This window comes from Actinopolyspora mortivallis (assembly GCF_003001495.1).
Classification (GTDB): domain Bacteria; phylum Actinomycetota; class Actinomycetes; order Mycobacteriales; family Pseudonocardiaceae; genus Actinopolyspora; species Actinopolyspora mortivallis_A.
Genome location: NZ_PVSR01000016.1, coordinates 44,732 through 66,045, shown reverse-complemented (window position 1 = coordinate 66,045; position 21,314 = coordinate 44,732). Strand labels below are relative to the sequence as shown.

Below are 21,314 nucleotides of genomic sequence, written 5' to 3'. Positions count from 1 at the left end.
GGACGGGGCGGTGTGGTGGGACCCTCCGGGAGACGGGGCGTCCCCACCTCCGGCGGGGCGCACCCGAACGGGCCATTTCGCGAGAGCCGTTCACGGGTTAGGGTTACCTAAGTAAGCTGGTTCCGGCGGCACCGCCGCCGGAGCACGCCCCGACACCGGCCCACGCACTCCCTGCGAGGTGAGCCATGCACGAGACCGTCCGCCGGCCCGCCACCCCCTCCCCCGCCGAACGGGCCCGCAGCATCGCGAAACGAGGCGGACGGGCCGCCGTGCTCCCCTCCGGCGACGAGTCCCGCAGCCGCCCCCTGCTGCACCACGTGCACCCGGACGGCAGCGCGACGGTGCTCTACCCCGACCAGCACCCCCTGGTGGCCGCCGCCTGGCAGAACCCGCACGGCGAGTTCGCCGCCGTGCTCGAAGTGACCGACTCCGCCCCCGTCCGGCTGCGCGAGCCGGTGCGCGGACTGCTCTGGCTCACCGGGGGAATGCGCCTGCTGCCGCCGGAACGGGCCCGCGAGGAGGTGCTGCGCGTGGCCGAGCAGCGCCCGGACCCCAGGCTGCTGGACGCCGGGCACGGCGCGACGGTGCTGCGGATGGAGACGGCCTCCCTGGCCCTGGCGGACACCGAGCACGCCGACTCCCTGGACCCCGCCAGCTTCGCCGCCGCCGAACCCGACCCGTTCTGCCTGTACGAGGACGGCTGGCTGCGCCACCTGGAACTGTCCCACCGTGACGTGGTGGGCCCGCTCAACCGCTACCTGCCGGAACACCTGCGGGGAGGACACCTGCGCCCGCTGGGGCTGGACCGCTACGGGGTGCGGCTGCGGGTGGAGGCCTCCGACGACGACCACGACGTCCGCCTGGGCTTCTCCCGCCCGGTCGACGACTCGGACGAGCTGAGCACCGAGCTGCGGCGGCTGATGGGCTGCCCCTTCCTGGCGCAGCGACACGGGCGGTGACCCGCCGGCGTCGGCGCGGGTCACCGCGCCTCGGCCGTCCACGCCCCACCCACCGCGCCGGATAGAGTGCCCCGGGTGAGCATCCCGACCTCGGACCGAGACCAGCCCGGGTCGACCTCGCGACTGCGGACGACCCTGCGGTCCTGGCTGTCCCCCCGCCGCCCCGAACCGGAGCCGGGCACCGCCGGGCAGTCGCGCGGCGCGATCCTCGTCGAGCTGTCGATCGTGTTCGCGGTCACCCTCGGCGTGGCCGGGTTGCAGAGCCTGCTCACCCTGGTGGACGCCCTGCTGCGCACCAGCTCGCTGGACCAGCAGGCCGTGTCGATCAACGCCCCGGCGGCCACGGTCGGCCTGGTCGACCTGGCGCGGCAGCTGACCGGGATCCTACGGCTGTTCGCGTGGGGGGCCCTGGGGGTGTACCTGCTGTGGCTGAGCGGGATCCGCCCGGCCCGCATCGGCCTGCGCCGGAAGGGGTTCCCCGGCGACCTCGTCAGGGGTGCCGGCCTGGCCGCGCTGATCGGCGTTCCCGGGCTGGGGCTGTACCTGGCCGCCCACGCCGCCGGACTCAACCTGGCGGTGCAGCCGAGCACGCTGGACGACGCGTGGTGGCGGGCCCCGGTGCTGGTGCTGTCCGCGCTGGGCAACTCGTTCGCCGAGGAGGCGCTGGTGGTGGGCTATCTGCTCACCCGGTTGCGCGCGCTCGGGCTGGGGGAGAACCGGGCCCTGTGGATCTCGGCGGTGCTGCGGGGTTCCTACCACCTGTACCAGGGGTTCGGCGGTTTCGTGGGCAATGTGGTCATGGGGCTGGTCTACGGGCGGGTGTGGCAACGCACCAACCGACTGTGGGCCCTCGTCGTCGGACACGCGCTGATCGACGTGGTCGCCTTCCTCGGGTACGCCCTGTTGCGCGACCGGGTGGGCTGGCTGCCCTGAGCGCACAGCTTCACGCAACGAATCACGGCCGCGTCCGCTTCTTCGTTTAACGATGCTTCGAATTTCGCGCCGAATGCGGTCATTTTCGCTCAACACAGCTAGGCTGCGGGACCGTGACCACTCCACACGTGACGAGCGAAGTCGGGCCGCTGCGTACCGTGCTGCTGCACCGCCCCGGTGGGGAGCTCAAGCGGCTCACGCCACGCAACAACGACCAGCTGCTGTTCGACGCCATCCCCTGGGTGGACCGCGCCGAGCAGGAGCACGACGCCTTCGCCGAGGTGCTGCGCGGGCGGGGCGTCGAGGTGCTGCTGCTGGACGAGCTGATCACCGAGGCGCTCGGCGACCCCCGTGCCCGGACGGCGGCGCTGCACAGCGGAGTGGACGAACGGCGGCTGGGCGCCGAGGTGGCCGACACCCTGCGCTCCCACCTGTCCAGTGTCGACAACCGCACGCTGACCCGGACCCTGGTGGCCGGGATGACCTTCGAGGAACTTCCCGCCGCCGAGGGCCAGTCGCTGGTGCGGCGGATGCACCACCCGCACGACTTCGCGATCGACCCGCTGCCGAACCTGCTGTTCACCCGGGACTCCTCGGTGTGGATCGGCGACCGCGTGGCGGTCACCTCGCTGGCCCTGCCCGCGCGCGACCGCGAGTCGGCGCTGACCGATCTGGTCTACGCCTACCACCCGAGGTTCGCGCAGTCCGCCCGCGCCTACGGAGCGCACTCGGCCCCGGTGGAGGGGGGCGACGTGCTGCTGCTGGCCCCGGGTGTGGTGGCCGTGGGGGTCGGGGAACGCACCACCCCGGCCGGTGCGGAGTCCCTGGCCCGCTCGATGTTCGCCGACGGGCTGGCGCACACGGTGCTGGCCGTGCCGATCACCCAGACGCGGGCCTCGATGCACCTGGACACGGTGTGCACGATGGTCGACCGGGACGCGGTGGTGATGTACCCGGCGATCCAGGACACGCTCACCGCCTATGTGCTGCGCCCCTCCGGGGACGGGCTCAAGGTCACCGGCCCGGAGCCGTTCCTGCGGGCCGCGGCCGAGGCCATGGAGCTGGAACGGCTGCGGGTCATCGACACGGGACTGGATCCGGTGACCGCCGAGCGGGAGCAGTGGGAGGACGGCAACAACACCCTCGCGGTGGCCCCGGGCACGGTGGTGGCCTACGAACGCAACGTGGAGACCAACGCCCGGCTGGAGGAGGCGGGCATCGAGGTGCTGCGCATCAGCGGTTCCGAGCTCGGTTCCGGCCGGGGCGGGCCGCGCTGCATGTCCTCCCCGATCCGGCGGGACGAGCTGGACTGAGGCGGGACCGGCGGCTCCCGGAGCCGGTCAGGCGTGGGTGCCGCCGTCGATGCGGATCTCGGTTCCGGTGACGAAGGCCCCGTCCTCGGAGGCGAGCATGGCCACCACCCCGGCCCGCGCGGTGGTTCCACGGGAAACCGCCGCGCGGGCCGGGACGACGTCACCTCGGGTACGAACGCGCACGCACCCGGTCCACGATCCAGACGAGCACTCCGAGCACGGACACGATCGCTCCCAGCAGGCACACCCCGGACCAGCCGTAGTCGACGCGGACGGTGGAGGTGATCGCGGAACCGAGGGCACCGCCGAGGAAGTAGGAGGTCATGTAAGCGGAGTTCAAGCGGTTACGCGCTTCCGGCCGCAATGCGTAGACGATGTTCTGGTTGCTGATGTGCACTGCCTGCACCGCCAGATCCAGCACGATCACTCCGATCAGCAGCGCCGCCAGACTGCTCTTGCCCGCGGCCATGGGTAACCAGGACAAGGCCAGCAGTGCGGCTCCTGCCCCGGAGACCCGGTGCACGTACCCCCTGTCGGCGAGCCTGCCGGCCGAGATCGCCATCGCGGCTCCGGCCGCGCCGACGAGCCCGAACAGGCCGATCGCGCCTTCGCTCCAACCGTAGGGCGGCGAAGCGAGCACGAAACCCAGAGCCGTCCACAGCACCCCGAACGCCGCGAAGGCCAGAAACCCCATCGCACAGCGCAACCGCAGCACGGGTTCAGTGCGCAGCAACGTCGCCGTGGACCGGAGCAGCGCGGGATAGCGCAGTCCCGAAGGGGCGCGCAGCGCGGGAAGCACCTTCCACAGTGTCACGGCCATGAGGGCCATCAGGATCGCGTTGACCCAGTAGACGGTGCGCCACGTTCCCACCTCCGCCAAAAAGCCCGCCACGGTGCGCGAAAGCAGAATGCCGAGCAGCAGCCCGGACATGACGGTCCCCACCGCTCTGCCCCGCTCCTCCGGTGCGGCGAGGGTCGCGGCATAGGGAACGACCACCTGGGCCGCGACGGAGAACAGGCCGGTCAGTGTCGTGCCCACCAGCAGCATCGGACCGTTCCACGCGGCGGAGGTCACAGCGAGCAGCAGGGCGGTGAGTGCGGTCAGAGCGACGGCGAGTTTCCGCCGCTCCAGCAGGTCCCCCAGCGGGACGAGAAACACGAGGCCGAGAGCGTAACCCGCCTGTGCGGCCGTGACCACCAACGCGGCGACAGTGGCACTGACGCCGAGATCGCTGCGGATGGCCTCCACCAGAGGCTGGGCGAAATAGTTACCCGCGACGGACAGACCGCACGCGACGGCCATGAGGACAAGGACCGAGCGGGGGAGTCCGCCCGCCGCGGACGTGCGTGCTGGAGTTTCCTCCGACGAGGTGTCGGATTCCGTTGTCGACATGCTTCCAGCCTGCGAGACTTACTTTATAAGCGTCCAATACTGATCAGCGATCCACTTCATCACGAAACACGATAATTCCATGGACCTGCAACAACTCCGCTACGCTCTGGCGGTCGCGGAGGAAGGAAGCTTCACCCGCGCCGCCGCCCGCTGCATGATCGCTCAGCCCGCGCTCTCGCAGCAGATAGGCAACCTGGAGCATGAGTTCGGCGCGAAACTGTTCGATCGCAGCGTGCGCCCCACTCGCCCGACAGCGGCCGGAGAAGTCTTCCTCCCCCGGGCACGAACCCTGCTGGCCGACGCCGAAGAGCTGTACACACAAGTGAACGCCGCTGCGGGCCGGATCCGCGGCCCGTTGCACGTGGGCTCGATCTCCACACTCACCGCCGTGTCACTTCCCGCGGTGCTGCGCGAGTACCGCGCGCTTCACCCACACGTGCACGTGGATCTGCGCATGGGCATGAGCGAGGAACTGCTGGCGAACGTCCGGCAGGGCAGGCTGCACGTGGCGTTCGTGGGCACCGTCCCGGACGCCCCACTGCACGGGGTCCGGTATCGACGGCTGGCCTTCGACGAGCTGGTCGCCGTCACCGCGCCCGGCCACCGACTCGACAACGCGGTTTCCCCCGGAAGCCGGGCGGGACTGGACGAGATCGCGAAGGAGCCCGGTGTGGACTTCACCAAGGGCACCGGAGCCCGTAACCAGTCCGATACCGCGTTCGCGGCACAGGGCCTGCACCGCGAGGTGATCTACGAGGTTTCCTCCGCAGAGCTGCTGGCACAGCTCACCGCGGCGGGCCTCGGGGTGGGGATGCTGCCGGAGCCCCTGGCCCGTACCCTGCCCGGTCTCCGCGTCATACACCTCGAGAGCCCGCCCGCGCGCGTCGAGTCACTCGTCTGGCCCTCCGGCCAGACCACACCGGCAGTCTCCGCGTTCCTCGCCGCCGTCGGGCCGGAGAAGGAGAACGTCGACGAGGATTCGGAGCGGTAGCTCCCTCCGAATTCCCCGAACACGGCCACGACACATTCCGACCCCGACGACGGAAGGAAACAGCACCGAATAATCCTCGAAAATCGCACCTTTCGGGAGGCCCGAAAAAGCCGCGGCAAATCGATGACGTATTATGTCATTTTACTTGAAAACGACTTTTGTCCGACCCCCCCTTTTTCGAGCGGGAATAATACACCCACCCGAGCTCGGAAGCGGCCACGCCGGCGGCGAACCGATTTTCAGCGCCGAGAACGGACATGATCTTAGATATTCGACGTCGAACCGTACGAACGCTCATGAACATATTGCGAGCGATCTGCTCATCATTGGAACACCGCACCAGGAGCGCAAGTATATCCCTTTCATCAGGAATCAACTCTTCCATCCCGCCAGAAACATGAAGACACTCTTCCGGACAAGATTTCCTGTCGCATTTTTCATAGGAACGAGAAGCATCGTAATCACAATGCGAACACGTCCCATCACGCTCGGAATCGAGCATGCTGGAAGACAGCTCTTCAAACGAGTTCAAAGACATTAGACACGATGTCACTTACGCACCACCCCAGGACGCCTGCAAATATCCGAATAGATTTATATCAGAAGATCTACACGCCTATCCACCCCCCACGAAGGAAGCCGTTTAAACCCTTCCGATATTCGTCTAACGAAATAGCATTCACTACTCCATAAAGAGTAGCCAAAACCGCCAAAAGAATCAAAAAAAGAAGTGAAATCGACCAAAAAAACCCAAAAAGAGTGCTTTATCACCCCTCCGAACAACCGAAAAGAACGCGATCAAATAAACGGCAAAACGGACTAATCGAACAAAAACGTTTCTCCCTCGCGAGGATTTGGCAGCATGCTGACAAATTCGCGTGAATTCATTGCCCACGTCGAGAAGCGGCGCTTAAGATACTGTCTTATGCGGCCTTCTTGGGGGAAATGTTTGCGGCAGATAATGAACGCTTTGAAACAGAAAAGATCCAGGCAGGAGCGGGGACACTCGTATCGTGGGGACGGTCTCCGTTCGCCCGATGACAGGGAGAAGGTGCGTTCGATCGCCCATCGGTAGCCTCCGAGGCGTTGGCTGGGATCGATGCCGATGCGGGCAATATGCGGGGTGGTGTGCTTTCCGCGTAGCCATCTGCTCAGGTCGAGGCGATCGTAGGACTTGTCGGCACAGTCCCCGCGAGACTTGGCGAAGCGACCTCGATCCGGGTCGCGTCTCGGCAGGAGACCGGGGAGATCATCGGGGCCGGAGCCGTGGTTGTCATGGGTATCGCTGGCTGGGCCGCTGACACGAGGACAATCCTTCCGTGTCGGGCAGGAACGTACAGCGCGGAAGCCGATTTGTCCCGATCCACGGGGCTCGGAGCTGTGCGTTCATCCCTTTTTTCGCGCTCCCGTCGGAGCCTTCCGCGGCAACGTCTCGACGATCTCCCACAGTTCCTCCGAGGGGATCCAACACCGTCTGACGGTACTCACACCACGATCAATGAAACACCCCCACACGGGCCCCACTGCGAGGATCACACGCACAAGTGACACGAATCATGAAAAAGGCAGCATCATGACAATCCGAGGTCGACCTCTTGTCCTTCGACGGTCTCGATGTTCGGATCACAGACGGTCGACCGCGTGACAGCTGATCCAGAGGACCACAGAGGAACACGAATGCCCCCCTTCTCGGGACCCTTCCGGAAAGGTTTTGCGAACATCCACTCGGACGAGCAAATGTGATCGCAAAGGCTTCCTTATTTTCAGCGGTCCCACCGGAGCACGGCCCCTGTCGAATCGGAACACGCGAAGAAGGCTGGAGCGCGCGTCGCAGGAATCACGAACTTCTCCTGCTTTCTTTGTACAGGACTTCCGGATGAAGACAAGGCGCCGGACAGTATTCGGACAAACCGAGGAGAACCATGGAAACGACACGGACCAGGACGCAAAAAACCGATAGTCTGCTGGCGACCTGTCTGACCGACCTGCTCAAACAGCAGGAACACATGCGTCCGGGTGCCATAGCGGCCACTGCCGGTGACGAGCGCATGACCTACCATGATCTCGTACGAACCAGCGGTCGACTGGCTGCCTATCTCAGGCATATCGGTGTGACCGCCGACTCCCGCGTGGGACTGTATGTCGAACCCTCCCTGGAGTTGATGAGCGGAGTGTGGGGGATTCTGCTTTCCGGGGGCGCCTACCTGCCGTTGTCGCCGGAATACCCCGCAGAACGATTACGATACATGATCGAGGACAGCAGCGCCCACACCATTTTCACCCAGGAACACCTCGCCGGCCGGCTGGCCGACATCGCGCCACCGGAGACGAACATCGTCACCCTCCGCGACGCGGATAGCTTCGACTCCGAACCGACGGATTCGATCAGACCGGACGAACTGGCCTATGTCATATACACCTCCGGCAGCACCGGCAGGCCAAAGGGTGTCATGATCGAACACCACAGTGTCGTGTCCCAGCTTCGCTGGATGCACGCCTGTGGGCACCTGGGCACCGACACCGTGGTGCTGCAGAAGACACCGATGAGCTTCGACGCTGCGCAGTGGGAAATCCTGGCGCCAGCGTTCGGGAGCAGGGTGGTCATGGGAACGCCAGGGGCCTATCGGGACCCCGAACAGCTAATCCGGTTGATCGGTGAGCACGGTGTGAACACTCTGCAGTGCGTTCCCACGCTGTTGCGAGCGATGCTCGACATGGACTCGTTCCAGTACCGGACTTCGCTGCGCAGAATATTCTCCGGTGGAGAAGCCCTCCCGAAACCGCTGGCAAGAGAGCTCCTCGAGAAGCTTCCTTGGGTTTCGTTGGTGAACTTGTACGGACCTACGGAATGCACCATCAACGCCACCGCTTACCTGGTGGATCCGGAGACGCTCGGCGAGGAGACGGGCATGCTCCCGATCGGTCTGCCGGTCGACAACACCCAGTGCTACATCCTTGACGAGGATCTGGCTCCCGCCGACATAGGGGAAATCGGTGAACTATACATCGGCGGAACACAGCTGGCGCGTGGCTACCTGAATCGTCCTGAGACCACCGAGCAGCGGTTCATCCCCTCCCCCTTCGTCCCAACCGAACGGCTGTACAGAACGGGTGACCTCGCCTACTGGCACCCCGACGGCACTATCCAGTTCGCCGGCCGGATCGACAACCAGGTCAAGTTGCGTGGTCAACGCGTGGAGCTGGACGAGATCGGCGCGGCTATCGAGGAGCACACCTGGGTAAAGCGGGCCGCGGCCGTCGTCACCGACGACGCGAGAACGGGCTTTCACAAGCTGGTGGCCTGCATCGAGCTGAATCCGGTGGAAGCGGCCCTGATGGATCAGGGAAATCACGGGGCACATCATCAGACCAAATCCGACAAGTTACAGGTCAAGACACAACTGTCCAGCCCGGGAATCCGGGAACCCGAGAAGCTGACCGGGCGTCCGGTGGTGGATCTCCCCGGTAAACAGGAGACCCCGTACCAGCGACGGGAGGTTTTCTCCCGCAAGACGTATCGTTTCTACGAAGGGGCTCCCGTTCGACGGGAAGACCTCCTCGAACTGCTTCGTCCAAGATCTGTGAACAACTTTTCCCGGAACCCGAACGAACTGGATCTGAACGAGCTGGGTGAAATATTTCGCTGGTTCGGACAGTTCCACAGCACCGAAAGGCTCCTCCCCAAATATTTCTATGCGTCGCCGGGAGCCCTGTACGCCACACAACTGTATCTGGAAATCACGAACGAGCTGGCGGGACTGGAACCGGGCATCCACTACTACGATCCGGCGGAACACCGGCTGGTACGTATCGGCCCTGGGGAGCGGACCGACGGTTCTGTGCCGAAGATTCACCTCCTCGGTAAGGAACGGGCTATCGAGCCTGTCTACAAGAACAACCTCCAGGAGGTACTCGAGTTCGAGGCCGGACACATCCTGGGCTCCTTCGAGGAGATACTCCCCCGGTACGGGATGAACATAAGGCCTTCGGATCAGCGGGAGGCCGTCAAGAACCTTCTGGACGTCTCCGATCATGATCACTTCCTGGGGACGTTCGAGATCGGAGCGAACGACGGAGCACCTCGGCGAGATCCCACCGAGATCTACGTACAGGTACATCCCGGCGGTGTGGTGGACTTGCCGGCTGGGCAGTACCGTTACTCCCACGGCGAGTTGGAGTACCTCTCCGAGGAGATCGTGCTCGCCAAACACGTGATCGCCATCAACCAGCCGGTCTACGAACGGGCGAGTTTCGGCATCACCGCCATCAGCCGGGAGAGCGTGGACTGGCTGGAATACATCAGTCTCGGGGCGAAACTTCATCATCTGCAACGGAACGGGCTGAATCTCGGATTCATGTCCTCCGGGTACAGTTCGAAATCCGGTCATCCGCTTCCCGCTGCCCGCCGTATCGACGACATTCTGTCATCACTGGGGATTCCCACCGGGGCCTCTTACTTCTTCCTCGGCGGACCGATCAGTCAGGAACAGATCCGCGGCGAGGACATGTACGAGGACACCGTCCACATGCGAGGTCCTGCCGAGATCGTCGAGGACGATCTGTCCCAGCTGCTGCCCGAGTACATGCTCCCGAACCGGATTCTGGTGCTCGACGAACTGCCGTTGACCGCGAACGGCAAGATCGATCGGCAGGCCCTAGCGGCTTCCGAGGAGGTCAACGCGGTGGGTACCGCCACTCCGTATGTGGCTCCCGCCACCCGCTCCGAACGTTGGCTGGCCGAGGCATGGGGGACCGCCCTGAAATACGAGAACGTCTCGGTCGAGGACGATTTCTTCGATTCGGGCGGGAATTCACTGATCGCCGTGAAGCTCATCAACAGGATCAACGAGGAATTCGGTGTCCAATTACCGATGCAGACCGTTTTCGAACACCCGAAAATGGCCGATCTGGCGGCTCGGATCGACAACGATTCCCCCGTTGAGTCATCACGGCTGGTTCCGCTGGCCGACGGAGGAGGGTCCGGCAATGTGTTCTGCTGGCCCGGACTGGGTGGCTACCCGATGAACCTCCGACCGCTGGCACGGGAGATCACCACGGACGGGACGTTCTACGGTGTGCAGGCCCACGGCATCAACACCGGTGAGGTGCCTTACCGGACCATTCACGAGATGGCCGCCGCCGACGTCGCCGAGATCCGCCGTGTCCAGCCCGAGGGGCCGTACATCCTGTGTGGGTACTCCTTCGGAGCCAGAGTGGCGTTCGAAACGTGTTGGCAACTGGAGCAGCTGGGCGAAGAGGTGGAGAACCTGCTGCTGATCTGCCCCGGCAACCCGAAGCTCCGTGAAGGATACGCCGAAAGGTACGGACGCAGCGCCTCCTACGACAACCCGACCTATGTCTCCATTTTGTTCTCCGTTTTCGCGGGAACCGTCGAGGGACCGGACTTGGAAGAATGCCTCGAAAAGGTTCGGGACGAGGAGGATTTCGTCGAGTTCGTGCACGGATTATTCCCGGACATGGACGAACGACTGATCCGCAGGATCATACGGATCGTGGGTGAAACCTACGAGTTCGAGTACAGCCTCCGGGAGCTCGTCGAAAGGAGGATCAACTCCCGGGTGACCATCTTCAAGGCTTCCGGGGACGACTACTCGTTCATCGAGAACCACTCGGGAGAGTTCGCCACGGAGCCCACAGTGGTCAAGCTCGACGGCGATCACTACAGCGTGCTGAAGGAACACGGCGTCGCCGAGCTGGGCGCGGCGATCCGTGACCGACTCTCCGACCAGGATCAGGCACCGGAACGCCCGCACGAGTGAAACAACGGTAACAGTCTCACCCCGTTCCAACCCGAACCGAACCCGAGATCGGAGTCAGAAACGTGCCACACGTCAATATCAAACACTTCCCGAAAACGATGACACCGGAACAAAAAGAGTCTTTGGTCCGCTCCCTCACACACACGATCGTGGAACACTTCGACGTTCCCGACGGAGTGGTATCGATCGCACTGGAACCGATCGACCAACAGGACTGGGAAGACCTGGTAGTGGAACCAGAATTGTCGGAACGTCAACACCTGACCATCAAGGAACCGAACTACCGGAAATCCTAGAATAATTTCGATCCGAATCCCTCGTGCTAACCACCCACCCCGAAGAGGGAAATTTTTCGCCGAGGAGGAAAGAGTGACCGATTCGCTCGGACCAAGACTGAAGGTCGGTGTGGTCGTCCCGGCGACCAACACCTCTGTGCAACCGGAGATGGAAGCGATGCGGCCCAGGGGAGTAACGAACCACACCGGCCGTATGCTCACCGCGGACCTCTCCATATCCGACGAAATCGGATCGCTGGTCAACAGCTACCGAGAGGCCACCTACCAGGCTATCGAGAGCCTCACGCCGTGCTATCCGGACTGCGTCGTCCTCGGATTCTCTCCCGAGATCTACTGGGACGGAGCCGAGCATCACGCACAGGTGATCGCCTCGATGCAATCGGCGACGGGAGGTATTCCCGCGATCATGAGCCCCGATGCCATCAGTGCGGCCCTGGACGCCTACGGCGCGCGTCGCATCGCCCTCATCACCCCCTACGTTCCGGTCGGCGACGACACGGCGAGTCGGTTTTTCATCGACACCGGCTATGACGTGGCCACGGTTAGGGGGCTCGGATGCAGCAATCCCGCGTTGATCGCCCACGTGTCCGAGGCACAGCTCCGCGACACCATCAAGGAGATCGACGTCCGGGACGTGGACGCGATAGTCCAAATCGGCACCAACGCGGCGATGACCCGCTTGGCTGCCGTCGCCGAACAGTGGATCGACAAACCCGTGATTTCCAACAACGCGGCACTGTACTGGCACGCCCTGCGACGGAGCGGAGTCGAGGACCGCGTGCACGGACTCGGTTCACTTCTCGCTGATCACTGAAAACTCACCGATCCGGGCCCCACCTCGAAGGGGCCCGGTCGAAACCTCTCACCGTCCTGCACCGGAGGGGAGTCGTTGTCCCATGTCCGTACGCCTTCTCACTCTAACAGGCAGCCTCCGACCCGGTTCGTACAACCAACAGCTCGCAGAAGCCGCCACCGAACTGGCTCCCGAAGACATCCTGACTGAATCATACGAAAATCTCGCCGACATCCCCTACTACAACGAAGCGATCGACGAACAAGATCTCATTCCTGAGAATGCCCACGCGCTCAGAGCAGCGGCCACCAGATCCGACGCGATCATGTTCTTCACACCGGAATACAACGGCACCATGCCGGCAACGCTGAAAAACGCCATCGACTGGTTGTCCCGCCCGTTCGGGGCGAGCGCGCTGAGCGGAAAACCGGCCGCGGTCGTCAGCGCCACCTTCGGTGAGCACGGGGGTATCTGGGCGCAGGAAGAGGTCCGCAAAGCTCTGGGTGTCGCCGGGGCCGTGGTCAGCGACGAGGTAGGTCTCGCGGTAGGCAGATCCATGATCCGTTTCGCCCAGTGTCCCCCCGTCGAGGACGCCGAGATCCGCGACGCACTGCTGACGTTGATGCTGTCCACTCTCAAGAGTTCCGCGAGCCTCGAAGGCGCCCACTGAACGACGAGCATCTCACCCCCTTCCTTCCGGGCAAACCTGAAGGTACCGAAATAAGGAGAGTTCAACGATGTCAATCACCGAAAATGGTGAGACACAGAATATATCACAGCGCTCGCCCTGGGGAATCGAGGACGTCGATGTGGACGCTTACTTCGCCCGAATCGGCTACGAGGGACCAAGGGATACCAGTGTGGACACCCTCAGACGTTTGCACAGGTTACATCTCGCAGCTATCAGCTTCGAGACCGTTGACATCGGCCTGGAGATATACACACCGATCACGGTGAGTTTCCTGCAGGAAAAATTCGTGAAACGCGGTCGCGGTGGGTGCTGTGTCGAGCATAATCTGTTGTTCGCGGCTGTTCTCGAGGCGCTAGGATTCAACGTCCGACGTTACCTGGGTCGTGTTCGCCGCGGCGACAGCACCACTGTCCGTTTTCGTTCACACGCCACGCTGGTGGTCGAAGCCGAAGGACGACATTTCCTGGCCGATGTCGGCTTCGGCGACGAAGGACCGCTGTTTCCCGTACCCTTCGCCCACGACGGCAGGATCACTGTCGGAGAGTGGACCTGGCGGCTCGTGCATGAGGACGAGGACAGAGACGTCTGGCTACTCCAGTCGCTGCACCCTGACGGATGGTTCGATGTGTACGCCTTCGGAACGGAGACAGTGGCACCCGTGGACATGGAAGTATCTTTCTATTACACCGCCACTAACCCGCGATCAGTGTTCACCGGTCATATCACGGCCCAGCGCGGTGAGGACAATGTTCGACACGTGCTCCGTGACCACACACTGCGAACCCTGCACCCCGACGGAAGGAAGGAAGAGGAGTTGCTCACCACGGAACAGGTACTCGAACAACTTCGTGAGCGATTCCTGATCACGCTCTCCGAGGAGGAGACGGCGTCAGTACGTGAGTATCTCAACATCGAGCGCTGACCACCTTCTTCCACCGAAGGAACGTCACAGCAAGGCCGGGACCGCACCGGGTTCCGGCCTTGCCCCGGAACGGGGATGAACGATGAAGCCGGGTCTCCGTTTGCGAAGAACACGTCGTGAAACCGCCCCCTTACGGCGATGTCGAGAGGAACCAGTCGCTCAGGGGGCTTTCAGAACGGCCTGCCCGGCTTGCTCGATCGGGGCATCCGAGCAAGCCGTGCTGCCGGACGTCCTAAGCGTGGGTGCCGCCGTCGATGCGGATCTCGGTGCCGGTGACGAAGGCCCCGTCCTCGGAGGCGAGCATGGCCACCACCCCGGCCACGGTTTCCGGACCGGCCATCGTGGCCCCTCCGGCCCGCTGCTCGGTGGCCAGCATCGGGGAGAGCTTGGCGAACAGGGACATGTCCGCGTCGGAGGGCAGGTAGCCGGGGGTGGCGTCGGTGATGCCGCTCTTGATGCTGCCCGGGGCCACGCAGACCGCCCGCAGTCCCTGTTCGGAGTACTCGCTGGCCAGGGTGTGGGTGAACGACTGGATCCCGCCCTTGCTGGCAGCGTAGGCGGCCATGTAGGGGTGGGCGAACGAGGCCGAGGTGGAGCTGAAGTTGACCACCACCCCGTTCGGGCTGTCCAGCAGGGCGGGAAGCGCCTGCCGGGTCACCAGGAACGTGCCGGTCAGGTTGACCGTGATGATCCGGTTCCACATCTCCAGCGAGGCTTCGTGGGTGTGGGCGGCGCGCAGGATGCCCGCCGAGTTGACCAGCACGTCGAGCCCGCCGAGCCGGTTCACGGTCTCGTCCACCACGGAGACGACCGAGTCCTCGTCCCCGGTGTCCAGCCGCAGCGTGCTCAACCGTTCGGCGGTGCCGGCCCGCTCGGCCAGTCTCGCGGTCTCGGCCAGGCCGTCCTCGGAGATGTCGGCGGCCACCAGCCGGGCTCCCTCGTCGAGCAGCCGCAGCGCGGTTGCCCGCCCGATTCCCGAGGCCGCGCCGGTCACCAGTGCCCTGCGTTGTTCGAAACGGTTCATGATTCACTCCGGTTCCGCTGATCGAATGTGGGAGCGGGGTGTCGAAAACGACGCGCGCAACTAGGGAGTCGTTTTCGGCACGGCGCGCTTTCCCGACCAAAACGGTCGGGCGCAGCCTACTGCCGATTCGACGGGTGGTGCCACTCACCCCGAACACGAACACGCGGAAAGGACTGTTACGAACACGCTCGGTTCTGACGTTTTTCGACCGGCTGCCGAGGAATTCCTCCGGGTGTTTCACGAACGATTCCGCGGGAAGATCCGAAGAATCGCCTCCGGCGGCCCGGCCCGCTCGTTCCGAAGGGACCGGGCCGCCGGTGTGCGGGCTCAGTCCACGAGCACGGGGCGCCACCGCTGGGCGGAGCTGCCGGTGTCCTGGTCCAGCACGATGTCGTGCGAGGCCTGGGCCCCGTTGTAGGGGGTCAGCACCCGGTTGTCATTGGTGAAGCTGGAGATGCGCAGGCCGTTGTCCTCCTGCAGGTTCCACCACTGCTCGCGTTCTCCCTTGTCGCAGCGCTTCTGCACCACGTGCCGGAAGGGGTCGAGCCTGTCGGGATTGGGTTGCAGGCACAGCCCCGATCCGACGTTCTTGATGCGGGCCACACCGCTCACCCCTGTGGGCAGGAACTTCCACTGTTCCCGCAGTGCCGGTTCACCGGTGTTGTGCTGGTACCACAGGTCCACGAGGCCGTTCTCCACGGAGTTCCACCCCTTGGCGAGCATGAACAGGTTGGCGCTCCTGTTGTAGAGGTGGTAGGGCTCGCGCAGGATGACCGAGCTCTGCGCCCGGCTCTCCTCCTGGTGCCGGGTGTGCTGTTCGGTGGCGCCGGCCCCGGTTCCGAAGGCCGCCGCCAGGGAGAGCGTGGCCGCGAGCATCAGGGCGATCCGCTTGCGCAATGTCACCGGAATACGGTCCTTCCGTCACTGGACACTTCCGAAAGGATCATCAGTACCCCGCAGGACAAAATCAACATATCTTTCGGCTGAATCCCGAGAACCACTCCGAATCACGCACGGAACACGGAACCCCGCTCTCGAAACCCTCGAAAGAGTGAGATTCTCTCCGAGATTTCCCTTTCCAGGAGTGCCGGGCGACGAGGTGCGTCCGCAGTGGACCGTCCGGCTCAACCGGAGCCCCCTCGCGGAGCTCCCCCCTGGGCGGCAGGCTGTCTCACCGACCGCCGCCGCGGGCACGGACGCCGGAAACCACGCCGCATCGGCCCGAACGCACCGACCGTGAACGGGCCGAGGGCGAGTACCACGCGGCCTCAAGCGGCCGGCGCGGGCAGCAGGAAGTTTCCCGTCAAGAGCGCTGTCGAGACCAGCGGCAGGATCACGAGCATGAGCACACGAGTTCGAGTGCCCGCTGCCCGGAGTGAATACACGGGTCATCACGGCTTCCCGTCGCGTCGTCCACCTCCGCGATCAAGTGTGCCGGTCCTGTTCCGCTCCGCCCAGTTTCTGCGACGGTTCCTCCGGGAACGGAGAGCGTGGTCGGGAGACGGCTTCGGAGGTTGTGTCGACACTCCGCCTCCCCGCAGTGAGAGGTTTCCAGTCCCGGGGTACAACGATCTGCTCGTCGGCGCTGAGCAGGGTTACTCCTTTCGGAACAGCGGTGGGTTCGTGTCCGGGAGAGAGCAGGATCAGCGTACGGAGGGGGGTTTCCCTGGTGCCGTAGCGAACTTCGTCCAATCTGTGCATCGCCAACAGGACCCACGTATCGACGTTGTTCCGCGCGGGGGCGTTGATCAGTTCACTGATCTCGGGCAGCCCGGTGATCCCGTTGCCGTAGACGTGGTGGCGTTGTGTCTCGTCCAGCTCGCACCGCAGCGAGCTGTCGGAGGGAAGACCTCGGCGCATATCCAGGGAATGCGAAGTTGTTGTTTGTTCTTACCCGAGACTTCGCGTTCCAGCAGTTCCCGGAGTTCCTTGGCTTTGGCGTTGGTCAGATACACCGGGCGATCCATGGTGCGCTGACTCTTGCCGTCGGGTTTGTGTCGGATTCAGGTGCCGTTGCGGTTGTACATCCTGCCCCGGAGACTCTTGATCTCGATCATGTGCAGCACGGCGGGGGTGTCCAGCAACAGCTCGCGGACGTGTTCCAACGCGGCCCGTTCGTGGGCGTACTCCGAGGGGGTGATCGGGTGCCAGCGCTGCGAATCGGCGTCCACGCCTTTTCCTCCTCGTGCCAACCGTGACTGCCTGTGACGCCCCTGGGGCTGATCGTGGTCGACCAACGCTCACGCGCCGGTGGAACGGCGGTGGCCTCCCGGGCGTTTCCGTGGTGTGTACTGCGGCAATCCTGCTCGTGAGGAGCGATCTCCGGGGCGTGACGGCAGTACCGCTCGGTACGGAATGTTCCCGTCATGTCATGGGAAGGGCTCGTGCCGCTCCCCTTGATCCGGTCGGCGGCTTCTGTTTCGCGCTGAGTTCCCGTTCGACGAAGAAAGGCTGGGAGCGGCCGCAGCGGCTCCCAGCCTTGAGCGATCGCGCCCGCAGGGGCGCTACTGGCACTATAGCACACCGTGACCGAGTGTGCTCCCGATTCCACGGTTCGTTCGCACGAGGATGTCTACCTGCGGCGGGTGACGGCGAGGTTGTTGGAGTTCTTCGCCGACACCACCCCCTGGCCCCGGCGGTTGTGGGAGGTGGGCAGCGTGCTCGCGCTGCGCGAGGCGTGGGAGTGCGGGGACTGGCAGCACGACAAGGTACTCAGTCAGGGCGCGGTCTCCTGGTTCCGGCATTCCCTGCTGAGCAGGCTGGGGCCGGATCGCGGTTTGGGTGGCGGCAAGCTGCGTCGGGAGCTGACCGGACTGCTCAAGTCGGATCTGGCGGCGGCCAGTAACACGCGTCGCAGGTTGGCGGAACTGCTTCCGAGGGTCACCGAGGGCTATCTGCGGCGATGGAAGGAGGCGGTGTTCTCGGACTCACCGCCCGACCCCGAGGTGCTGGCTCGCGCGGTGGCCGGGCATCTGCTGGACACCGGACACAGCTCGGGGGCACTGCACCGTTGGGTTCGGCGACTGGATGCGCGGGAGGGCGCCACGACGGCGGAACTACTGGAGGAGGCCTGCACGCTCTCCGAACAGGACGACCGGGACTTCGAGGTGCTGGTGCCGTTCCGTTCGGTTCCCCAGCACCAGAAACTGGCCGGTCAGCTCGACGAGTGGCTGCCCCCGCGGTACGCCGCACAGTGGCTCACGGACAACGGGGTCAAGTCCCCTCCCCGACACAACGGGGCTTTCCGGTACACGATCCGGGCGAAGGACCCGGTGGCCGCGGCCCGCGCCGCCGGGGACAAGGTACGCAGGTTGCAGGGCAGGCGCAGCTACGCACGTGGGGCGAAGAGGTCGCTGGAGCCGGTGGGACGGGTCTGGGTGCGCGGTTTCGCGGAGCCCCTGCCGTTGAGTCCCCCCGCCCGGGGCGTGAGCATCCCGTCGCTGGAGCGGGAACGGACGATGTACGCGGTGGACGGCAGCGGGAAGTTGGACGACGCCTTGGAGTTGGCCGCCCCGTTGGACGACGGACGTCCCACGACGGCGGTGTCGGGTGCGTGGGCTGCTTTGGAGTCGTTGCTGTTCCAGCCCGGCGACACCGGCGACGAGGAAGGCAGGGTGGTGGCAGCGGACCGGTTGGCCCGGATCGTGGCGTGTTCCTGGCCCCGGGCCGAGTTGACCGCGTTGGCTGTTCGGCATCGTGGCGACGCAGGCGCGGTGACGGCGCGGTTGGCCGAGTGCGGGAGCAACCTGGAACGCAGCAGGGTGGTGGCCGAGGAGCTGCGTCGTGGTGGGCGGCTGAATCTGCACAGTCCGGCCGATCAGGCGGCTGAGCAGCGGATGCGCGAGTTGCTGGAGGATCCGTTCAAACGATTGTCCGGAGTGTGGGAGCTGTTGAGCGGAGTGTTTCGCAGGTTGTATCGGCAGCGCAACATCGTGTTGCACGGCGGGGACACCACCGCGATAGCGCTGTCCGCCACACTACGGAGCTCCCCGCCGTTGGTGGGTGCGGGACTGGATCGGATCGTGCACGCCTGGTTGGGCAACGGCACGGGCCCGTTGGAGCTGGCCGCGCGGGCGGAGAACGCGCTGACGCTGGTGGGGGATCCGGACGGGCCGGACGTGACGGAGCTGCTGGAGCCGCCCGTCCACGGGAACGGTCCGGCTCGGCGTACCTGACCGGGCCGGTGAGCAGACGCCGCCCGGGTGGTTTCCGCGTCGTTCGCCTTCCTCACCGTGGTTGTCCGAACGGGACGGGCCCATGGGGTCTTCCCTGGTCGGAGGCCGGGATCAGACCGCTGTGGCCGGTTGTCGGTGCGGTCTCGGATCGGTGTGGTCCAGCAGGCCGGTTCCGTCCTCCTGCGCGGCGGACCACTCCGGATCCCGCGCTGTCGGGCTGGGGCGGTTCGTCACGAGCCGGTGTCTGCCCACATAGCCGGGTTCGGGTGGGTGGCCGTGGGGTCGTTCGGGCAGCCCCAGCAGGGCGGCGAGGTCCTCTTCGGCGAGGCTGACGGGGTGTCGTGGACGCTGCCGGGCGGCGTTCGGGGGCCGGTACTCGGGATGTTCGAGCACGGCACACCGTTGCGCCGGAGTGGGGTTGGGGCTGGGCCAGTAGCCCAGGGCGTCCCACCAGTCCGAGTCCGGTGAGCGGTCGGGACCGTGGAGAACGACCGTGGCCGCGCCCGACAACGCCTCCGGGAGCCGGGGAAGGCCTGACGGAAGGTGTCCCCCGGCGGGGTCTTCCTCCTCGCGCGCGGCGTCCCCGGAACGGGCGAGCAGGGCGGCGACCGTGAGCGCGCCGGGACCGGCGTCGGCGTGTTCGCCGTGTCCGCCGCGCAGCGGGGTCAGGGCACCGGCCAGGGCCAGAGCCAGCACGGTGCCGAGGATCCCCGGGAGGCCGAAAGGCTGGTTCAGCAGGGCGAGCGGAGGCATCAGTGTCCCCGCCCCTCGTGGCCGAAGCGTTCCCGCAGTCGACGGCGGATCTCGCGTTCCCGCCGCTCGTGGTCCCGACCGTGCTCGACGGCCACGCTCATGCAGATGTCGCAGCTCGGCAACAGCCAGTCCAGCTCGGACGGATCGATCAGGGTGACGTGCTGCCCGCACAGGGTCTCGCGTTCCTGCCCCGGCAGAAGGCGCAGCTCCCGCGAGAACGCGTGCCGGAACCCCGCCACCGGATTCCACCACACCACCGGGCCGGACCAACCCCATCCCAGCAACGGAACCTCAAGCATGAGAGTCACTCCAACACTGATCGTGTGCGTATGATCACTTGCGCTATCGAGAGTAGACGACTTCTATCTAATTAGATAGCTAACTCACCTGAAAGAGTGGCGAGTCAGAGGAGGGTGCGATGGCCCCGAGTTCGCCGACCGTAGCCGCATGGGAGCTGGGACGTCGTCTTCGTGAGAAGCGCGACGAAGCAGGTCTGAGTGCCACAGCGGCTGCCAGGAAGTTCGGGATTACCGCTGCCTACCTGTCTGAGTTCGAGAACGGCAAGAAGAACGTCGGGGAAGAACGCCTCGCGACGCTGGTCGAGGCGTACGAGCTCGACGAGCAGGAAGCCGCCGAACTGTTCAGGCTTCGGAACGAAGCGGGGAACCGTGGCTGGTGGAGCGAGTACTCGGCGCTGTTCAGTGACGAGCTGCTGCGCTTTTTCGGCTACGAACACGGCGCTGAGAGCGTGCGCTCCTACGACAGCGCCATCGTCAACGGACTGCTACAAACCGAGAACTACGCACGGGCCGTCATCGAGGCGGGTGCGCCCAACATTCGACTGGCCGAGGTGGAACGCAGACTCGAATGCCGTATGCGGAGACAACACCGCGTCACCGGATCCGAACCACTCCACCTCAGCTCGGTGATGAGCGAGGCGGTTCTGCACCAACGGATCGGGGGAACTGACGTACTGGCCGAACAGCTCGAACATCTCGTCGCCCTCGTCAACGCTCATCCGGACACCCTCGACATTCGCGTCGTCCCCTTCGAATCAACCGGGCACGACGCGATCGGAGGATCTCCGTTCCTGCTCATGACGTTTCCCACCGGGAAACTACCGACACTGCTGTGGCACGAAACAGTGACATCCACCCAGTTGATCACCGATTCGCTGACCATCCGCGAACACAGTCTCGCGCACACCGAAGCCAGCAAGGCCGCCCTGAACCGCAAGGACTCGTTGGACAAGATCGCTTCGGCTTCCCGGAGCTTGCGAGGTTAACTACAG

19 protein-coding genes and 1 pseudogene are annotated in these 21,314 nt (G+C 64.8%); 11 read left to right on the top strand and 9 right to left on the bottom strand.

Translation table 11 applies throughout. The annotated features are described in order from the left end of the window. Positions 1-185 precede the first annotated feature (185 nt). The 3 genes from CEP50_RS11065 to CEP50_RS11055 all read left to right on the top strand — a co-directional run bounded on the left by CEP50_RS11065 (position 186) and on the right by CEP50_RS11055 (position 3,205). Positions 186-959, top strand: coding sequence for a DUF2470 domain-containing protein (locus CEP50_RS11065; RefSeq protein ID WP_106113867.1), 774 nt, complete (start codon positions 186-188; stop codon positions 957-959). 75 nt (positions 960-1,034) lie between these two features. Further along, positions 1,035-1,892, top strand: coding sequence for a CPBP family intramembrane glutamic endopeptidase (locus CEP50_RS11060; protein ID WP_106113866.1), 858 nt, complete (start codon positions 1,035-1,037; stop codon positions 1,890-1,892). Positions 1,893-2,020: 128 nt separating this feature from the next. Then, on the top strand, positions 2,021-3,205 hold the full coding sequence (locus CEP50_RS11055) for an arginine deiminase (RefSeq protein WP_019856029.1): 1,185 nt from the start codon (positions 2,021-2,023) through the stop codon (positions 3,203-3,205). A gap of 27 nt (positions 3,206-3,232) precedes the next feature. Here CEP50_RS11055 and CEP50_RS20900 read toward each other — a convergent pair. Continuing rightward, positions 3,233-3,325, bottom strand: a pseudogene (locus CEP50_RS20900) (short-chain dehydrogenase); the annotation flags it as partial. A 40-nt stretch (positions 3,326-3,365) separates the two neighbouring features. Then, the gene (locus CEP50_RS11045) at positions 3,366-4,598 is read right to left on the bottom strand and encodes an MFS transporter (RefSeq protein ID WP_106113865.1); all 1,233 of its coding nucleotides are present in this window, start codon (positions 4,596-4,598) and stop codon (positions 3,366-3,368) included. Between the two features lie 79 nt (positions 4,599-4,677). Between CEP50_RS11045 and CEP50_RS11040 the strand changes: the two genes are divergently transcribed. After that, positions 4,678-5,589 carry a LysR family transcriptional regulator gene (locus tag CEP50_RS11040; RefSeq protein WP_106113864.1) on the top strand — a complete coding sequence of 304 codons (912 nt, stop codon included), beginning with the start codon at positions 4,678-4,680 and terminating at the stop codon, positions 5,587-5,589. A gap of 136 nt (positions 5,590-5,725) precedes the next feature. On the opposite strand, the gene CEP50_RS11035 is transcribed toward CEP50_RS11040, so the two are convergent. Then, a complete protein-coding gene (locus CEP50_RS11035; RefSeq protein WP_181188334.1) occupies positions 5,726-6,091 on the bottom strand; it encodes a response regulator transcription factor in 366 nt (121 codons plus the stop codon). Between the two features lie 1,420 nt (positions 6,092-7,511). On the opposite strand from CEP50_RS11035, the gene CEP50_RS11030 reads away from it, so the two are divergent. The 5 genes from CEP50_RS11030 to CEP50_RS11010 all read left to right on the top strand — a co-directional run bounded on the left by CEP50_RS11030 (position 7,512) and on the right by CEP50_RS11010 (position 14,071). Beyond that, complete coding sequence (locus tag CEP50_RS11030; protein ID WP_106113862.1) at positions 7,512-11,369, top strand: amino acid adenylation domain-containing protein; 3,858 nt, start codon at positions 7,512-7,514, stop codon at positions 11,367-11,369. Positions 11,370-11,431: 62 nt separating this feature from the next. Continuing rightward, on the top strand, positions 11,432-11,665 hold the full coding sequence (locus tag CEP50_RS11025) for a tautomerase family protein (protein ID WP_106113861.1): 234 nt from the start codon (positions 11,432-11,434) through the stop codon (positions 11,663-11,665). A gap of 73 nt (positions 11,666-11,738) precedes the next feature. Beyond that, the gene (locus CEP50_RS11020; protein WP_106113860.1) at positions 11,739-12,479 is read left to right on the top strand and encodes a maleate cis-trans isomerase family protein; all 741 of its coding nucleotides are present in this window, start codon (positions 11,739-11,741) and stop codon (positions 12,477-12,479) included. Between the two features lie 82 nt (positions 12,480-12,561). Beyond that, complete coding sequence (locus tag CEP50_RS11015; protein WP_106113859.1) at positions 12,562-13,128, top strand: NAD(P)H-dependent oxidoreductase; 567 nt, start codon at positions 12,562-12,564, stop codon at positions 13,126-13,128. 67 nt (positions 13,129-13,195) lie between these two features. Continuing rightward, positions 13,196-14,071, top strand: a complete 876-nt coding sequence (locus CEP50_RS11010) for an arylamine N-acetyltransferase family protein (protein WP_106113858.1) — start codon at positions 13,196-13,198, stop codon at positions 14,069-14,071. A gap of 232 nt (positions 14,072-14,303) precedes the next feature. Here the strand turns inward: CEP50_RS11010 and CEP50_RS11005 are convergent, their stop codons facing one another. The 4 genes from CEP50_RS11005 to CEP50_RS20110 all read right to left on the bottom strand — a co-directional run bounded on the left by CEP50_RS11005 (position 14,304) and on the right by CEP50_RS20110 (position 17,266). After that, positions 14,304-15,095, bottom strand: a complete 792-nt coding sequence (locus CEP50_RS11005) for an SDR family NAD(P)-dependent oxidoreductase (RefSeq protein ID WP_106113857.1) — start codon at positions 15,093-15,095, stop codon at positions 14,304-14,306. Between the two features lie 327 nt (positions 15,096-15,422). Next, on the bottom strand, positions 15,423-15,998 hold the full coding sequence (locus CEP50_RS11000; RefSeq protein ID WP_258175157.1) for an RICIN domain-containing protein: 576 nt from the start codon (positions 15,996-15,998) through the stop codon (positions 15,423-15,425). A 522-nt stretch (positions 15,999-16,520) separates the two neighbouring features. Beyond that, on the bottom strand, positions 16,521-16,955 hold the full coding sequence (locus CEP50_RS10995) for a hypothetical protein (RefSeq protein ID WP_106113855.1): 435 nt from the start codon (positions 16,953-16,955) through the stop codon (positions 16,521-16,523). 143 nt (positions 16,956-17,098) lie between these two features. Beyond that, positions 17,099-17,266, bottom strand: a complete 168-nt coding sequence (locus CEP50_RS20110) for a hypothetical protein (RefSeq protein ID WP_181188333.1) — start codon at positions 17,264-17,266, stop codon at positions 17,099-17,101. Between the two features lie 354 nt (positions 17,267-17,620). On the opposite strand from CEP50_RS20110, the gene CEP50_RS10990 reads away from it, so the two are divergent. Further along, positions 17,621-19,270 (top strand): integrase, encoded by a 1,650-nt coding sequence (locus CEP50_RS10990; protein ID WP_146134793.1) that lies wholly within the window; start codon positions 17,621-17,623, stop codon positions 19,268-19,270. Positions 19,271-19,381: 111 nt separating this feature from the next. On the opposite strand, the gene CEP50_RS10985 is transcribed toward CEP50_RS10990, so the two are convergent. Together CEP50_RS10985 and CEP50_RS10980 are read right to left on the bottom strand one after the other, a co-directional pair. Next, on the bottom strand, positions 19,382-20,023 hold the full coding sequence (locus tag CEP50_RS10985; protein WP_106113853.1) for a hypothetical protein: 642 nt from the start codon (positions 20,021-20,023) through the stop codon (positions 19,382-19,384). Continuing rightward, the gene (locus CEP50_RS10980; RefSeq protein ID WP_106113852.1) at positions 20,023-20,322 is read right to left on the bottom strand and encodes a zinc finger protein; all 300 of its coding nucleotides are present in this window, start codon (positions 20,320-20,322) and stop codon (positions 20,023-20,025) included. The genes CEP50_RS10985 and CEP50_RS10980 overlap by 1 nt, the downstream gene beginning before the upstream one ends. Positions 20,323-20,441: 119 nt before the next feature. Between CEP50_RS10980 and CEP50_RS10975 the strand changes: the two genes are divergently transcribed. Beyond that, complete coding sequence (locus CEP50_RS10975; protein ID WP_106113851.1) at positions 20,442-21,308, top strand: helix-turn-helix domain-containing protein; 867 nt, start codon at positions 20,442-20,444, stop codon at positions 21,306-21,308. Positions 21,309-21,314: the final 6 nt, after the last annotated feature.

Bases quoted from the DNA above. Each gene is read 5' to 3' on its own strand.
- CEP50_RS11065 (WP_106113867.1), top strand. From the start codon at position 186: ATGCACGAGACCGTCCGCCGGCCCGCCACCCCCTCCCCCGCCGAACGG.
- CEP50_RS11045 (WP_106113865.1), bottom strand. From the start codon at position 4,598: ATGTCGACAACGGAATCCGACACCTCGTCGGAGGAAACTCCAGCACGC.
- CEP50_RS11040 (WP_106113864.1), top strand. From the start codon at position 4,678: ATGGACCTGCAACAACTCCGCTACGCTCTGGCGGTCGCGGAGGAAGGA.
- CEP50_RS11035 (WP_181188334.1), bottom strand. From the start codon at position 6,091: ATGCTCGATTCCGAGCGTGATGGGACGTGTTCGCATTGTGATTACGAT.
- CEP50_RS11030 (WP_106113862.1), top strand. From the start codon at position 7,512: ATGGAAACGACACGGACCAGGACGCAAAAAACCGATAGTCTGCTGGCG.
- CEP50_RS11015 (WP_106113859.1), top strand. From the start codon at position 12,562: ATGTCCGTACGCCTTCTCACTCTAACAGGCAGCCTCCGACCCGGTTCG.
- CEP50_RS11010 (WP_106113858.1), top strand. From the start codon at position 13,196: ATGTCAATCACCGAAAATGGTGAGACACAGAATATATCACAGCGCTCG.
- CEP50_RS11005 (WP_106113857.1), bottom strand. From the start codon at position 15,095: ATGAACCGTTTCGAACAACGCAGGGCACTGGTGACCGGCGCGGCCTCG.
- CEP50_RS10995 (WP_106113855.1), bottom strand. From the start codon at position 16,955: ATGCGCCGAGGTCTTCCCTCCGACAGCTCGCTGCGGTGCGAGCTGGAC.
- CEP50_RS10985 (WP_106113853.1), bottom strand. From the start codon at position 20,023: ATGCCTCCGCTCGCCCTGCTGAACCAGCCTTTCGGCCTCCCGGGGATC.
- CEP50_RS10980 (WP_106113852.1), bottom strand. From the start codon at position 20,322: ATGCTTGAGGTTCCGTTGCTGGGATGGGGTTGGTCCGGCCCGGTGGTG.
- CEP50_RS10975 (WP_106113851.1), top strand. From the start codon at position 20,442: ATGGCCCCGAGTTCGCCGACCGTAGCCGCATGGGAGCTGGGACGTCGT.